Below are 15,553 nucleotides of genomic sequence, written 5' to 3'. Positions count from 1 at the left end.
GCCACCCCGCGGGAGAGCCCGCCTGCTACAGCGCTGTGAAGGGCGCGCAGGCGGGCTCTCCCGCTACCAGCGAGCTACACCACCATCAGGGACACGACCGGCGGCGCTCGATGAGGCGCCGGCGGAGATCGTCCTCGAGCCGCTCGCCGACTATCCGCAGATCGACCTGCGCGGCGGCGGCGAGCCCTGGGAGAAGCGTCGCGCGGCGGGCAAGAGCCTGCGCGAGTCGGTCCCGCACGAGGCCCATGCCGTGCTCGACTTGCCCGAGGACCGGCCCGATCCGGTGAGCCTCATCGAGGCCGCGCATGAGGGACGGCAGGCGCATCTCATTCCCCTGCGGGTGGCCCGCATGGCCTCCTCGCCCTTCGCCTTCCTGCGCGGGGCCGCGCCCGTGATGGCCTGGGACCTCTCCCGCTCGCCGAACAGCGAGATCGGCGTGGTGATGAACGGCGACGCGCACATCGCCAATTTCGGCCTGTTCGGCACGCCGCAGCGCGATGTGGTGCTCGATCTCAACGATTTCGACGAGGTCACGGTCGGCCCCTGGGAATGGGACCTCAAGCGCCTCGTCGCCAGCATCGAGATCGCCGGCCGCGACGACGGCACCACGCCGGGCGAGCGCCGGGCGGCGGTGCTCGCCGCGGTCGGCGGCTACCAGCACACCATGACGGAGCTGGCGCCGCAGGGCTCCCTCGACGTCTGGTATCAGGCGACGCGGGCCGACCAGCTCGCCATCTCCGGCATCGACATCGACGACCATTCGCAGGAGGTGGTGCTGAAGGCCGTGGCCAAGGCGAAGAAGCGCCACAACCGCAGCCTGCTCGAGCGGATCGGCGAGCGCCGGGTCGATGGCGGCTGGCGCTTCCGCGACGACCCCCCGATCCTCACAGCCGTCTCGGACGCGGTGCGCGAGGGGGTGATCACCGGGCTCGAGCACTATGCCGAGACCCTGCCGCGCGAGCGCCGGTTCATGCTGAGCCGCTACCACGTGGTGGACGTGGCCCACCGCGTGGTCGGAGTCGGCAGCGTCGGCACCCGGGCCTATGTGGCGCTGCTCTGCGGCAATTCCGACCAGGACGCGCTCTTCCTTCAGGTGAAGGAGGCGGTGCGCCCGGCCAACGCCCCGTATCTTCCCGGCATGCCCGAGCCCTATGCCAGCCACGAGGGCGAGCGTGTCATCTACGGGCAGCGCCTGCTCCAGGCGGTGGGCGATCCGCTGCTCGGCTGGACCAGCATCGACGGGCGGCCCTTCTACGTGCGCCAGATGAAGAACATGAAGGGCGACATCCCGGTCTCCTGCCTGCGCGGCGAGCCGCTGCGCTACTTCTCCTGGGCCTACGGGGCGCTGCTCGCCCGCGCCCATGCCCGCACCGGCGACGCGGCGGCGATCGGCGGCTATTGCGGGCGCGACGGCAATACCGACCTCAAGGAGGCGCTCGCCGACTGGGCCCGCGCCTATGGCGACCGCAACGAGGCGGATTACGAGCGCTTCCGCGCGGCGATCGGCGAGGGCCGGCTCGAAGCCGCTGAGGATCCGCATTTCTGAAGCCGCGCGGATTCACAAAACGTTCCGCATGGGCCACGGTGCCGGCATGATCCGCCGGCTGCGTCGCCCCGTTCCTTGACCGAGACCCGCCCGCTCCGCTCGCACCAGCGCATCCTGCGCGACCTCGTGGCGGCGATCGCCCGCGGCGAGGCCGCGCAGGTCACCGACATCCTCGCCGCGGTGACGCCGGGGGGCGGCAAGTCGCTGCTGCCGGTCATCGCCGCCGCCGAGCTGATCGCCGCGGGGCGCGTCGAGCGGGTGGTCTGGGTGGTGCCGCGGGATTCGCTCCGGCTCCAGGCGGAGGAGGCCTTCGCCGATCCGGCCTGGCGCCGCGCCCTCGGCCACGGCCTCAGCGTGCGCGCCGCCGACAACGAGCCGGATCCCTGCCGCGGCCTCTCGGGCTACGTCACCACCTACCAGGCGGTCGCGGCGGCGCCCTCCCTGCATCTCGCCGAGGCGCGGGCCCACGCGACCCTCCTCGTGGTGGACGAGGTCCACCACCTGCCGGTGCCGGGCTCCTCCCGCACCGCCGAGGCGCCGGACGAGGAGGCCGAGGCCGGCGCCTGGAGCCGGGCGATGCTGCCGCTCTTCCGGGCGGCGCACCTGCGCCTGTTCCTGTCGGGCACTCTGGAGCGGGCGGACGGGCGGCGCATCCTCGGGCTGCCCTACCATCCGGGCGGCGCCGGCCGCGCGCCGGAGATCGACCTCGACGCGCCGGGCCTCGCGGTGATCGGCTATTCCCGCGCGCAGGCCCTGGCCGAGCGGGCGGTGCTGCCCGTGAGCTTCGGGGCGCTCGACGGCGAGGCGAGCTGGCTCGAAGGCGGCCGGCCGGCTGGGGAGGCGCCGCGCGTCGGCCCGCACCGGCTCGCGGGGGGCATGCGCATGACGACCCGGCCCGCCCTGTTCACCGCCTTGCGTACGGGCTTTGCCCGCGACCTCCTCGGCGAGGCCTTCCACGCCACGCGCCGCATCCGCGCGCGGCGGCGGGCGGAGCGCGGGCTCGGGGCCGGCGAGAGCGCGTCGGGCCTCGGCAAGCTCCTCGTCGTCGCCCCCGATCAGGCGAGCGCGCGGCGCTACCAGGAGACGCTGCAGGGCTGGATGCCCGGCCCCCAGGCCGAGCGGGACGTGCGCATCGCCACCTCCTCGATCCAGGACGCGCATGCCGCGCTCGCCGCCTTCCGCCTGCTGCCCGAGCCCGCGGTTCTCGTCACCGTGGCGATGGCCTATGAGGGGCTCGACGCCCCCGAGGTCGCGGTGGTGGCCGCGCTGACCCATATCCGCTCGCGGCCCTGGCTGGAGCAGATGCTCGCCCGCGCCACGCGGGTCGATCCGCATGCCGGGGCCTACAGCGAACAGCAGGCTCTGGTCTTCCATCCGGACGATCCGCTCTTCGCCCGCTTCCGCGAGGAGCTGGAGACCGAGCAGGGCAGCGCCGCCCGTCCGCGCCCGAAGCCGGCGGTCACCGCGATCCGCACCGGGCCCGTGCCCTGGCGCGACGAGCCGCCGCCGGGCATCACCCCGCTGGAGAGCAACGCGCTCGGCCTGCGCTACGCGATGCTGCGCCCGCACCCCGCTGGGGAGGGGGCGTCGGTTGCGCGCCAGCCGGGCCTGGCCGCCGCGGTCGAGGCGCCGCCCTCGCTCACCGAGCGGGTGCTGCGGCAGCGGATCACCGCGCAGGTCGCGGCGCAGGCGGTGGAGGACGAGGCCGCCTGGCAGGCCCCGCGCGGCGGCAATCTCGCTCACCGCTACAACGCCGTGCTCAAGCGCGTCGTCGGCAAGGAGCGCGCGACGATGACGCTCGCCGAGCTCGAATCCGCCCTGGCCTGGCTGGAGCGCAACCGCCTCTCCGACCATGTCCACCTGCTCGACGGGGATACCCGCTACGCCTGGTCCGTGCGCCGCCGCCGCTGGGGCGCCGGGGCGCGGCAGGGCGGCGACGGCCGGATGGCGATCACAAGAAGGTGAGCCGTGCCCGCGAGAGCACGTCTGCTAACCACGTTGCGGGCGCAAGCTCGGCAGGCACCTTGACAGGCCCTATATGCTGACACCGGACAGTGTTTTCCGGGCCAGCGGCGCGCCCGCGTCGGGATGTTCTCCCGGCGGCCGCGCGCCGGCCCATCTGCGAGAGGAGTCACGTGTGAGCGAGATCAAGCGACGGGTCGGCGTCGCGGCCCTAGCCTGTGCCGCGATCCTGGGCGCGGCCGGCCAGGTGCAGGCCGCGCAATGCGGCAACACCTCCGCCGGCTTCGAGGCCTGGAAGCGCGAATTCGCCGAGGAGGCGCGGGGCCGGGCGAGCGCACAGAGCCTCGCCGCCCTGATGGGCACCTCCTACTCGACCGCGACCATCTCGGCCGACCGGGGCCAGAAGAGCTTCCGCCTCTCCCTCGATCAGTTCATGGCCAAGCGCGGCGCCAACGCCATCGTCTCGCGCGGGCGCTCGCTCAAGGCGCAGAACGCCGCCCTGTTCGACTCGATCGAGCAGCGCTACGGTGTGCCGCCGGGCCCGCTCCTCGCGATCTGGGGCATGGAGACCGGCTTCGGCGCGGTGAAGGGCAACGTCAACACGCTCTCGGCGGTGGCGACCCTCGCCTATGATTGCCGGCGCTCCGCCTATTTCACCGACCAGCTCTACGCGGCGCTGCAGCTCGTCGACCGTGGCATCCTCACCGCCAACACCCGCGGCGCGGCGCATGGTGAGGTCGGTCACACGCAGTTCCTGCCGAAGAACGTGCTGACCTACGGCACCGGCGGCAGCCTCGACAATGTCGGCACGGCGCTGAACTCGACTGCGAACTTCCTCAAGGGCCATGGCTGGCGCGCGGGCGCGGGCTACCAGCCCGGCCAGCCGAACTTCGCGGCGATCCAGGGCTGGAACTCGGCTTCGGTCTACCAGCAGGCCATCGCCATCATCGGCCGCCGCATCGACGGCGAGTGAGCGACCGGCCGGAGGGCCTCGCGCCCTCCGGCTTCCGGACGCGACGCGGAAGCCGGCCGCGGTGCTTCGAGCGGGATCGAGCGATCGTCATGCGGGGATCCGGCTCGTCCGACCCATCCACCTCATCCTGAGGTGCGAGGCGTCAGCCGAGCCTCGAAGGAGGCTTCCAGGGATCGCGAGGCTGCTGGAGGCCTCCTTCGAGGCCTCCGTCTCGCTCCGGCATCTCAGGATGAGATGGAGGAGGGGTGAGCAGAGTGAAGACCTGCTCGATCCGCGATCCAAGGATCCTTGAGCCGGCAGCGCGGCTCAGGCGTGGACGGCGCGGGCGAGCTCCGCCTTCGACATGGTGGAGCGGCCCGGAACGCCCTGGGCCCTGGCCTTCTTCATCAGCTCGGCCTTGGTCGGTTCCGTCTTGGATGCGGCGCCCTTGCGTGCCGAGGCCGCCTTCCGGGCCACATCCTCCGGCTGTTTCGAGAACTGCCGCCCCTTGGCGCTGTCGGCGCGCTTCTTCGTGGTGGAGCGGGCGTACTCGTCGTCGGTGAGCGTGTCCCGCGCCTTTTTCGGCAGGTAGCGCTCGCCGGTCTCGCCGCTCTCGCGCCCCGACCGGGTGCCCCATTCCTCGTCGGTCCATTGCTTGAGGTGGTTGTCGTCCGACTTGCCGCCCGCGTAGCCGCCGCCCGCCTTCTTGTATTCCTGAGTGGCCATCTGCGCCTTGCGGGCCGACCACTGGCCGGGCTTGCCGCCCTTGGGCGAGCCGGTGACCTTCTTCTTCACCCTGTCCCAGAGCTTCGGATCGGTCTTCTTCGCGGTCTCGGACATCGTCGGCACCTCGCGATGGGGTTTTCGCCTCAACAAGGCGCCGCCGCCCGCGTTCCTGCGGCATCGCGAAGCTTGTGGAGATCCTGATCGAGTTCGCGGGCGTCCGAATTCATCGGCCCGTCATGGAACATGCATTGACTCGCGCGCCGCGAGCGGCCACCTGCGCCGCAAGGCGGTCCGCCGCCCCGGGGCGTTCCCGGCGGCTGCGGCACAACCGGGAACCCGAGCATCATGGCGAACGCGAGCGATCGGTCGGCGCAGCCGACGGTCTTCATCGACGGCGAGGCCGGCACGACCGGCCTGGGCATCCGCGAGCGCCTGGAGCGAGACGGGCGGATCGCGCTGCGCAGCATCCCGCACGAGAGCCGCAAGGACGTGGAGGCCAAGCGCGCGCTGCTCGCCGAAGTCGACCTCGTCGTGCTCTGCCTGCCGGACGAGGCGGCCAAGGAGACCGTGGCGCTCGCCGACGGGCTGCCCGAGGGCGGCCCGAAGATCCTCGATGCCAGCACCGCGCACCGGGTCGCCCCCGGCTGGGCCTACGGCTTCGCGGAGCTGACCTCCGAGCAGGGCCGCACGATCGCCGCCGCGCGGCGCGTCGCCAATCCCGGCTGCTACCCCACCGGCGCCATCGCGCTGCTGCGCCCGCTCGTCGAGGGCGGCCTGATCCCGTCCCACTGCCCGATCAGCATCAATGCGGTCAGCGGCTATAGCGGCGGCGGCAAGGGCCTGATCGAGCGCTACGAGGCGGGCTCCGCCCCGGCCTTCGAGCTCTACGGCCTCGGCTTCGGCCACAAGCACCTGCCCGAGACCCAGGCCTATGCCGGGCTGACCCGCCGGCCGATCTTCATCCCGTCGGTCGGCAACTTCCGCCAGGGCATGCTGGTCAGCATCCCGCTCCATCTCGACACGCTGCCGGGCCGACCCTCGGCGGGCGACCTCGAGGCGGCTCTGGTCGCCTGGTACGAGGGCCGTCCCCTCGTCCAGGTCGCCACCGGGGCGAGCGAGGGCGCGCATCGCGAGCGGATCGAGCCGGAGGCCCTCAACGACACCGACAGGCTCGAATTGCGGGTGTTCGGCTCCGACAACCACCGCCAGGCCGTCCTCGTCGCGCGGTTGGACAATCTCGGCAAGGGCGCGTCCGGTGCCGCCGTCCAGAATATCGGCCTGATGCTCGGCCTCGACGCCTAAGCGACCCCGCGCCCGCCCGGGCGCGGACGAACCCCACCCGATACCACCTAGGATCATGCTCGCGGCCGCCCGAAAGGGCGGCCGCACTGATTCGTGGCATCCGCATGGGCGCAGGACGCCGAGACCAGGATGTATTCAGGTGCGCAATTCTCGGTTGTGTACGCTGGGTTTTAGACCATTTCTACGTCTAGCTTCGCCACTTTGGCGCGAAAAAAGAACAAAATTCGTTCAGTTTCAGACGCCCTGATGCATCGCTCAACGTTCAAGTAAGAAGCGGGCCCGGAAATTTGCATTCATCTCTTGACCTTTCTCGCAACTGGGACTGTATCGATCAGGCCGGGGCAAGCAGATTTTTCGGCCTACGCTGTTGAGGCCGGATGACAACGATGGCAAGACGGACATGACTGAACCTCAGATTGATCGTTCTCGTTTGGTGAAGCTCGCGGCCGACATCGTCGCGGCTTATGTCAGCAACAACCACGTGCAGGGCGCGGAACTCCCGAAGCTTCTGCTCGACGTTCACGACGTGATCGCGGGCATGCTTGATGGCGGACAGGCGGCGGCCGAGACCGGTCCCGCGAAGCCGACCCCCCAGGAGGTCAAGCGCTCGGTCACCTACGACCACCTCGTCAGCTTCGAGGATGGGAAGCCCTACAAGACGCTGCGCCGGCACCTGACCCTGCGCGGCCTGACGCCGGAGGCCTACCGCGCCAAGTGGGGCCTGCCGGTCGACTACCCGATGACCGCCAAGAGCTATTCGGAGCAGCGCTCGCAGCTCGCCAGGGCGCTCGGCCTCGGCCAGCAGCGCCGGGGCACGCCGGAGGCGGAGGCTGCGCCGGAGCCGGAGCTCGTGGCCGAGGAGGCCGCCAAGCCGCGCCGCGCCGTGCGCCGCAAGGAGACCGCCTGAGGGTTCGGCGCGGCCGGAACGTTCACGGCCGCGCCGACTTCCCCGCTGGCGGGACCGGGCCTTCTGCATTGACAGGGCCCTCCCGCTCAGCGGGAGACGGCACATGGCCTTCATCGAGACCGGCGACGGCACGCGGCTCTTCTACAAGGATTGGGGCACCGGGCGGCCCGTCGTGCTGATCCACGGCTGGCCGCTCGATGCCGACATGTGGGAATACCAGCAGCCGGCGCTGAGCGCGGCGGGCTTCCGCACGGTCGCCTATGACCGGCGCGGCTTCGGCCGCTCGGACCAGCCCTGGACGGGCTACGACTACGACACCTTCGCGGACGACCTGAAGGCCGTGCTCGACCACCTCGACCTCCAGGAGGCGACGCTGGTCGGCTTCTCCATGGGCGGCGGCGAGATCGCCCGATACATGTCCCGCCACGGCGGCGCCCGCGTCGCGCGGGCGGTGCTCGTCTCGGCGGTGCCGCCCTACCTGCTCAAGACCTCCGACAATCCGGACGGCATCGACCCCTCCGTGTTCGCGGGGATGATCGACGGCCTCCGGAAGGATCGGCCGCACTTCCTGGCGAACTTCGCGAAGCTGTTCTTCGGTGTCGGCGTGTTCTCCTCGCCCTCATCGACCGAGCTGATCCAGTGGAGCGGGCAGATCGCCATGCTGGCCTCGCCCAAGGCGACGGTCGATTGCGTGCGCGCCTTCGGCGAGACGGATTTCCGGGCCGATCTCGGGCATTTCAAGGTGCCGACGCTGGTGATCCACGGGGATGCCGACCAGATCGTCCCGGTCGACATCTCCGGCCGGGTCGCGGCGGCCGCGATTCCGGGGGCGCGCTTCGTCGCCTACGAGGGCGCGCCGCACGCGGTGCCCTTCACCCATGCCGAGCGGCTGAGGGACGACCTCCTCGCCTTCCTGCAAGGTGGCGGCTGACTCTCGCGCGCCGCAATCGCTCGCGATAGAGAGGCCCGACACGCGGCCGATCCGGCCGCCGGCCGTGCCCCCCGGGGCCGCCGGCGGCGACGCGCGGTCCTGATCCGGAGCCCTGCATGTCCCGCATCCTCCCGCCCGCCCTCGGCGCCGTGGCCGCCCTCCTCCTCGGCCTCGGCACCCTCTCCGCGCAGCCGGCCAAGGCGCCCGAGAAGACCCCCGAGCCCTATGCCGCACGCGAGGGCTTCTCCGCCAAGAGCGTGCCGCAGGGCCGGGGCGAGGTGCAGCTCTCCTTCGCGCCCGTGGTGAAGCGGGCGGCGCCCTCGGTGGTCAATGTCTACGCCTCCCATGTGGACAAGCGCCCGAATGCTCGGGCCAGCGCGATGGACGAGTTCATGCGCCGCTTCTTCGGCGAGGATGGCGGGCGCGGCCCCGGCGGCATGCGCGGCGAGCGGGCGCAGAAGTCGCTGGGCTCCGGCGTGATCGTCGACGAGACGGGGCTCATCGTCACGAACAACCACGTCATCGACAACATGAACGAGGTCCGCGTGGCGCTCGCCGACCGGCGCGAGTTCGAGGCCTCGATCGTGCTGCGCGATCCCCGCACCGACCTCGCGGTCATCAAGATCAAGAACCCGTCCGGCGGCGTGATCCCGATGCCCTTCGGCGATTCGGAGGGGCTCGAGGTCGGCGACTTCGTGATGGCGATCGGCAACCCGTTCGGCGTCGGCCAGACGGTGACGCAGGGCATCGTCTCGGCGCTGGCGCGCACGCAGGTGGGCTCCTCGGACTACCAGTTCTTCATCCAGACCGACGCGGCCATCAATCCGGGCAATTCCGGCGGCGCGCTGGTCGATCTCCAGGGCCGGCTCGTCGGCCTCAACACGGCGATCTACTCGCAATCCGGCGGCAGCCACGGCATCGGCTTCGCCATCCCCGCCAGTATGGTGAAGGCGGTGGTGGACACGGCCAAGGGTGGCGCCAGCACGGTGCGGCGGCCCTGGCTCGGCGCCCGCGTGCAGAACGTGACGCCGGACATCGCCGAGAGCATGGGCCTCGACCACCCGACCGGCGTGCTGGTGGCGAGCCTCGCCGCCAAGAGCCCGGCCGACGAGGCGGGGCTGAAGCGCGGCGACCTGATCCTGAGCGTGGACGGCCAGACCGTCGACGACCCGGAAGCCTTCGGCTACCGCTTCGCCCTCAAGGGCATCGAGGGCCAGACCAAGTTCGGCGTCCTGCGCGGCACCGGGCGCATCACCGTGCCGGTGAAGCTCACCCCCGCCCCCGAGACGCGCCCGCGCGACGTGCTGAAGGTGAAGACGCGCTCGCCCTTCCTCGGCGCCACCTTCGTCAACACCTCGCCCGCCGTGGCCGAGGAGATGCAGGTGGATTTCCCCTCGGAGGGCGTCGCGGTCCAGGCGGTGGACGACAACTCGATCGCCGCGCGCGCCGGCCTGCAGAAGGGCGACCTCGTCCTCGCCATCAACGGCGCGCCCGTGACCTCGACCAAGGACCTCGACCGGCTGACCCGCAACACCCTCAACATGTGGGAGGTGGCGATCAACCGGAAGGGCGAGGTGCTGACCTCGGTGTTCGGGGGCTGAGCCGCTCCTCGCCGAAGTCGATGCCGGTTCGGCGAGAAAGGGAGCGCGTCGGACGGGGATAGCGCACCGCTGGGCTTGCCGGCCCGCGCCCGCGCGGTGTTCATGCGCCGATGTCCGACCTCTTCGCCTCGGCCGAGCCGCAGCCCCAGCGCGACGCCAACGTCCCCCGGCCGCTCGCCGACCGCCTGCGCCCGGCCCGCCTCGACGAGGTGGTCGGCCAGGAGCACCTGACCGGCCCGGACGGGGCGCTGACCCGGCTCCTGCGTTCCAAGACCCTCGGCTCGCTGGTGTTCTGGGGCCCGCCCGGCACCGGCAAGACCACGGTGGCGCGGCTCCTCGCCAACGAGACCGACCTGCATTTCGAGCAGATCTCGGCGATCTTCTCGGGCGTGCCCGACCTGCGCAAGGTCTTCGATGCGGCGCGCAAGCGCCGGATGGGCGGGCAGGGCACGCTGCTCTTCGTGGACGAGATCCACCGCTTCAACCGCGCCCAGCTCGACGCCTTCCTGCCGGTGATGGAGGACGGCACGGTGACGCTCGTCGGCGCCACCACCGAGAACCCGTCCTTCGAGCTGAACGCCGCCCTCCTGTCCCGCGCCCGCGTCCTGCTGTTCCGCAGCCTGGACGACGCGGCGGTGGCCAAGCTCCTCGCCCGCGCCGAGGACCTGACCGGGCAGGTGCTGCCCCTGACCGAGGAGGCCCGCGCCGTCCTCGTCCGCATGGCCGACGGCGACGGCCGGGCCGCGCTGACCCTGGCCGAGGAGGTCTGGCGCTCGGCCAGGACCGGCGAGACCCTCGACGCCGAGACCCTTCAGGAGATCGTGCAGCGCCGCGCCCCGATCTACGACAAGGCGCAGGAGGGCCACTACAACCTCATCAGCGCCCTGCATAAGACCGTGCGCGGCTCGGACCCGGACGCGGCGCTCTACTATCTCTGCCGCATGCTCGACGGCGGCGAGGACCGGTTGTTCATCGCCCGCCGCCTCGTCCGCATGGCGGTCGAGGATATCGGGCTGGCCGACCCGCAGGCCCTCGTCGTCGCCACCGCCGCCAAGGACGCCTTCGACTTCTTAGGGTCGCCCGAGGGCGAGCTGGCGCTCGCGCAGGTCACGGTCTACCTCGCCTGCGCGCCGAAATCGAACGCGGTCTACGAGGCCTACAAGGCCGCGACCCGGGTCGCCAAGGCGAACGGCTCGCTGCCGCCCCCGCGCACCATCCTCAACGCCCCGACCAAGCTGATGAAGCGCATGGGCTACGGCGAGGGCTACCGCTACGACCACGACGAGCCCGACGCCTTCTCGGGCCAGGATTACTGGCCGGAGCGGCTCGGCCGGCAGCATTTCTACTCGCCGACCGAGCGCGGCATGGAGAGCCGCTACCGCGACCGCCTCGCCCATTGGGAAGCCCTGCGCCGCGCGCGACGCGGCGAGGACTGACCCGGCATGGACGTGATCTGGAAGGGCGTGGTCGGCGGCCTCGTCACCGTGGCGATCGTGCTGGCCTCGCGGCGCGGCAACGTCCTGCCCGGCATCCTGCCGCTGGCGCCGACCTTCGCGATCATCGCCCTCTTCGCGGTCGGCGCGAAGGGCGAGGCCGGCGCCTTCCGCGAGACCTGCCTCGCGGGCCTACGCGCGATTCCCGCCTACCTCGCCTTCCTCGGCGTCGCATGGTGGCTCGGCGGCAGCCTCGACTTCCGGCTCGCGATCGTCGGCGGGCTGGCCGCATGGCTGGCGGTCGCGCTCCTGATCTTCATGGGCCCGCGCTGGTTCTGAGTCGGGCGCGGGGCCGGTCCGGGCTTCAATCTCCGTCCCATCCGGATAAACCTGCGCGCCGCCGATCGACCGATTCCCGAAGGCTCCTGCATGCCGTTCCTCATCGCTGCGGCCGCGCTGATCGCCGGTATCCTGTTCTGGATCCTGCGCATGCACCGCATCTCCCGGGACCTGCGCGACCTCGACCGGGACACCAAGGGCCTCCAGCGACGGGCGGGCTCCCTGATGACGAGCCTGATCGGGACACCGCTCCAGCGGGTGAGCGACGTGCGCCTCGCGGCCGCCATCCTGATGCTGCAGATCGTGCGCACCGGCAGCCCGGTCACCGCGGCGGAGCGGAGCCGGATCCTGGACTTCCTGGCCCATCCCCTCGAGGCGGAGGATCCCTCGGGCCTGCTCGACCGGGCCTGGGGCTACACGGTCGAGCGCCGGCCCTTCTCGCTCGTCGCCGACGAGCTGTTGCCCCTGCTGCGCGACCGGCTCACTGAGGACGAGCGGGCCCAGCTCATCGACATGCTGACCGCGGTGGCCGGGGCGCACAGCGCGCCGGGCGAACTCCAGCGCGAGGCCCTCGTGCGCCTGCGCAAGCGCCTCCTCGCCGGGCCGCCGAAGCTCGCGGCGATGCGCTGAGCGCGCCGCCCCCGGCTGCGTCCCGGCCCCTGGACTGTTCCCGGCGCGCCCGGTAGAGGGCCGGCCCCTCCCTGATCCCGAACCTGCGCCGGAGAGCGTTGATGGCGGCCTGCGGCCTCGATTTCGGCACCTCGAACACCACCCTGGGCCGCGTCGTCGGCGGCCGGCCGGAACTCGTCCCCCTCGAAGGACGCCACCTCACCGTGCCGAGCGCGATCTTCTTCGCGCCGGGCCGCGAGCCGGTGATCGGGCGGGCCGCGATGGAGGCCTATGTCGAGGGCGTGCCGGGCCGGCTGATGCGCAGCCTCAAATCGGTGCTCGGCACCGGACTGATCGAGGAGACGACGCCGCTCGGCCGCGAGCGCCTGCGCTTCCGCGACGTCATCGCCCGCTACCTCGCCGCCGTGAAGGCGCGGGCCGAATCGGCCGCCGGCACGGAATTCGACACGGTGGTGCATGGCCGACCGGTCCATTTCGTGGATGGCGATCCGGCGGGCGACCGCCGCGCCGAGGACACGCTACGCGAGATCGCAACCAGCGTCGGCTTCCGGCACGTCTCCTTCCAGTACGAGCCGATCGCCGCCGCCCTCGATTACGAGCAGGGCGTGCGGCAGGAGGAGATCGCGCTGATCGCCGATATCGGCGGCGGCACCTCGGATTTCTCGATCGTGCGGCTCTCGCCCGAGCGCCACGCCCGGGCGGAGCGGGCCGACGACATCCTCGCCAATGACGGCGTGCGCATCGGCGGCACCGATTTCGACCGGATGCTGAGCCTCGGCACGGTGATGCCGCTGATGGGCCTCGGCAGCCCGATGCGGCGCGGCGACCTCGCCGTGCCGAACGCCTATTTCCACGACCTCGCCACCTGGTCGAGCATCAACCGGCTCTACAACCCGAAGACGCTGCGCGAGATCGAGGAGACCCGCCGCGATGCCGCCCGGCCGGAGCTGATCGACCGGCTCTACGGGGTGGTCGAGGGGGAGCGCGGCCACGGCCTGGCGCTCGCCGTGGAGGGCGCCAAGATCACGGCCTCCGACACGGGTGCCGCCGAGATCGACCTCGCCTTCGTCGAGCGCGGCCTCTCGGCCAGCGTCGACCGCGCGAGCCTCGACGCGCAGACCGGCACGCTGGCGAGCCGCATCGCCGAGCGGGTCGGGCGCTGCCTCGCCCAGGCCGGCCTCGGCCCGGACCGGATCGACGCGCTCTTCCTCACCGGCGGCTCGACAGGACTGCCGCATGTGCGCGCCGGCCTCACCGCCTGCCTGCCGCGGGCGCGGGTGGTGGAGGGCGACACCTTCGGCTCGGTGGGCATCGGCCTCACCGTCGAGGCCGCGCGTCGGGTGGGGTAGACCGGCACCGGCGTGAATTGTCGCCGTCGTGCCCGGGTGATAGCAGCGCGGACATGACGACGAAGCCACCTCATCGCGGCGGGCCCGGCAAGGGCAATAGGCTGGGCAAGGGGCCGGGCGACGGTCCGGGCAAAGGCCCGGCCAGGGGCCCCGCCAAAGGTCGCGGCGCCGCCCGCGGCCCGAAGCCCGGCGGCTGGCCGGAGCGCGCCCGTACCGGCCCGCGCACCAGCGCCCTCGACGCGGCCCAGCGCGCGGCGCGCCTGCGGGGCGACGAGGCGGGTGAGCGCGCGCCCTGGTCCCCCACCGGCGAGGCGCAGCATCCTCCCGAGCGTGCGGAGAAGCCCCGCCGTGCGGAGCGCGCGCCAGAACGGCCAAAGCGGCGCGAGGCCGCGCCCGAGCCGCAGGGGCCGACCCGGCGCGAGCAGCGGGCGGCGGCCTCCGCCACCCTGGCCTCCGGCGTGCAGACCCTGACGGTCGCCGCCGACGAGGCGGGGATGCGCATCGACCGCTTCCTCACCGCGCGCTTTCCCCAGCTCCCCTTTACCCGCGTGCAGAGCATCGTCCGCAAGGGCGAGCTGCGGGTCGATGGCAAGCGCGCCAAGCCCAGCGACCGGCTGGAGCCCGGCATGAGCGTGCGGGTGCCCCCGCTCAAGCTCGATGCCGAGGGCGAGCGCCCGCGCAACCCCGTGCGCGACCGGGGCGATGCCGAGTTCCTGCGCTCGCTGATCCTCTACGAGGACGCGGACATGATGGTGCTGAACAAGCCCTTCGGCCTCGCCGTGCAGGGCGGCTCGGGCACCGTGCGCCACGTGGACGGGCTGCTCGAGGCGCTCACCGGGCCGGACGGGCAGAAGCCGCGCCTCGTCCATCGCCTCGACAAGGACACGGCGGGCTGCCTCATCGTGGCCAAGACCCGGCTCGCGGCCGCAACGCTCGCCAAGAGCTTCCGCTCGCGCGCCGCCCGCAAGATCTACTGGGCGCTCACCGCCGGCGTGCCGCGGGTGCGCCAGGGCCGCGTCTCGACCTACCTCGCCAAGGAGGAGCCGACCGACGCCGATGCCCGCATGCGCGTCGCTAAGCACGGCGACGAGGGTGCCTCCCACGCGCTGACCTACTACGCCATGGTCGATCAGGCAGCGCAGAAGCTGTCCTGGCTCTCGTTCAAGCCGGTCACCGGGCGCACCCACCAGCTGCGCGCGCACGCCGCCCATATCGGCCACCCGATCGTCGGCGACCCGAAATATTTCGACGTGGAGAACTGGGCGCTGCCCGGCGGCATCCAGAACCGCCTGCACCTGCTGGCGCGGCGCATCGTGATTCCCCATCCCCGCACCGGCCAGCCGGTGGATGTCAGCGCGCCGCTGCCGCCGCACATGGCCCAGAGCTGGAACCTGCTCGGCTTCGATGCGGCCCGCTACGACCCGATCGTGGACGCGCCCGAGGCCTGATACCGCCTGCGGTCGATCGGACCGGAGGCGCCACAGCCAAGCCCGCGCGGCGTTCGAGCGGAGACGACATTCGCCATCCCGAACGGATGTCCTATGAGCCGGCTGAGGGTTACGGCGGGGGTGACGCTGATCCCGACAATGCGCTGAGGTGGTGCCGCGCCGCCTTGGCAAGGCCGCGAAGCGAACGATATTGATCTCGGCTTCGGCGGCCCCTGCGGCCGTCCCGGCGCCCGAACCGACGCTGCGAGATCCCATCGACATGAAGCTTGCGACGCTGGCCTGCCTCGCTCTCCTGGGTCTGGTCGGATCCACGGTGCCGAGCCCGGCCCAGGCGCCCGCGCCCGGCGCGAAGAATGCCGGCCAGCCGCAGGCCACGGCCCCGGCGGCGCGGCCCCCCGCGGCCCAGCCGCAGGCGGCGCCCTCCGCC

General features: G+C 72.1%; 13 protein-coding genes. 12 read left to right on the top strand and 1 reads right to left on the bottom strand.

Features of this window, described 5'->3' with window-relative positions:
• Nucleotides 1–22 precede the first annotated feature (22 nt).
• The 3 genes from MTDSW087_RS28295 (at nt 23) to MTDSW087_RS28285 (ending at nt 4,481) form a co-directional block, all read left to right on the top strand.
• Nucleotides 23–1,546, top strand: coding sequence for a DUF2252 domain-containing protein (locus MTDSW087_RS28295; protein WP_144768903.1), 1,524 nt, complete (start codon nt 23–25; stop codon nt 1,544–1,546).
• 75 nt (nt 1,547–1,621) lie between these two features.
• Entirely contained in the window at nt 1,622–3,511 is a 1,890-nt protein-coding gene (locus tag MTDSW087_RS28290) for a DEAD/DEAH box helicase (protein WP_186384032.1), read from the top strand.
• Between the two features lie 172 nt (nt 3,512–3,683).
• Nucleotides 3,684–4,481 (top strand): lytic murein transglycosylase, encoded by a 798-nt coding sequence (locus MTDSW087_RS28285; protein ID WP_238179693.1) that lies wholly within the window; start codon nt 3,684–3,686, stop codon nt 4,479–4,481.
• A 306-nt stretch (nt 4,482–4,787) separates the two neighbouring features.
• Here the strand turns inward: MTDSW087_RS28285 and MTDSW087_RS28280 are convergent, their stop codons facing one another.
• The gene (locus MTDSW087_RS28280; protein ID WP_144768897.1) at nt 4,788–5,300 is read right to left on the bottom strand and encodes a DUF5872 domain-containing protein; all 513 of its coding nucleotides are present in this window, start codon (nt 5,298–5,300) and stop codon (nt 4,788–4,790) included.
• Between the two features lie 231 nt (nt 5,301–5,531).
• Here MTDSW087_RS28280 and argC point away from each other — a divergent pair, with 231 nt between their 5' ends.
• From argC to MTDSW087_RS28235, 9 genes are all read left to right on the top strand, one after another.
• The gene (gene argC, locus MTDSW087_RS28275) at nt 5,532–6,488 is read left to right on the top strand and encodes an N-acetyl-gamma-glutamyl-phosphate reductase (protein ID WP_144768895.1); all 957 of its coding nucleotides are present in this window, start codon (nt 5,532–5,534) and stop codon (nt 6,486–6,488) included.
• Between the two features lie 400 nt (nt 6,489–6,888).
• Nucleotides 6,889–7,395: a Ros/MucR family transcriptional regulator gene (locus MTDSW087_RS28270; protein WP_144768893.1), complete on the top strand. Its 507-nt coding sequence runs from the start codon at nt 6,889–6,891 to the stop codon at nt 7,393–7,395.
• Nucleotides 7,396–7,498: 103 nt separating this feature from the next.
• Complete coding sequence (locus tag MTDSW087_RS28265) at nt 7,499–8,326, top strand: alpha/beta fold hydrolase (protein ID WP_144768891.1); 828 nt, start codon at nt 7,499–7,501, stop codon at nt 8,324–8,326.
• 116 nt (nt 8,327–8,442) lie between these two features.
• On the top strand, nt 8,443–9,927 hold the full coding sequence (locus MTDSW087_RS28260; protein ID WP_144768889.1) for a Do family serine endopeptidase: 1,485 nt from the start codon (nt 8,443–8,445) through the stop codon (nt 9,925–9,927).
• Between the two features lie 110 nt (nt 9,928–10,037).
• Complete coding sequence (locus tag MTDSW087_RS28255; RefSeq protein ID WP_144768887.1) at nt 10,038–11,363, top strand: replication-associated recombination protein A; 1,326 nt, start codon at nt 10,038–10,040, stop codon at nt 11,361–11,363.
• Between the two features lie 6 nt (nt 11,364–11,369).
• A complete protein-coding gene (locus MTDSW087_RS28250) occupies nt 11,370–11,699 on the top strand; it encodes a GlpM family protein (protein WP_144768885.1) in 330 nt (109 codons plus the stop codon).
• 90 nt (nt 11,700–11,789) lie between these two features.
• The gene (locus MTDSW087_RS28245; protein ID WP_144768882.1) at nt 11,790–12,329 is read left to right on the top strand and encodes a TerB family tellurite resistance protein; all 540 of its coding nucleotides are present in this window, start codon (nt 11,790–11,792) and stop codon (nt 12,327–12,329) included.
• A gap of 101 nt (nt 12,330–12,430) precedes the next feature.
• Complete coding sequence (locus MTDSW087_RS28240; RefSeq protein ID WP_144768880.1) at nt 12,431–13,678, top strand: Hsp70 family protein; 1,248 nt, start codon at nt 12,431–12,433, stop codon at nt 13,676–13,678.
• Between the two features lie 53 nt (nt 13,679–13,731).
• The gene (locus MTDSW087_RS28235; RefSeq protein ID WP_144768878.1) at nt 13,732–15,126 is read left to right on the top strand and encodes an RluA family pseudouridine synthase; all 1,395 of its coding nucleotides are present in this window, start codon (nt 13,732–13,734) and stop codon (nt 15,124–15,126) included.
• Nucleotides 15,127–15,553: the final 427 nt, after the last annotated feature.

The organism is Methylobacterium dankookense, from assembly GCF_902141855.1.
GTDB lineage: Bacteria > Pseudomonadota > Alphaproteobacteria > Rhizobiales > Beijerinckiaceae > Methylobacterium > Methylobacterium dankookense.
Note: the sequence above shows the minus strand (reverse complement) of the source record. Positions and strands in the feature narration are given on the sequence as shown.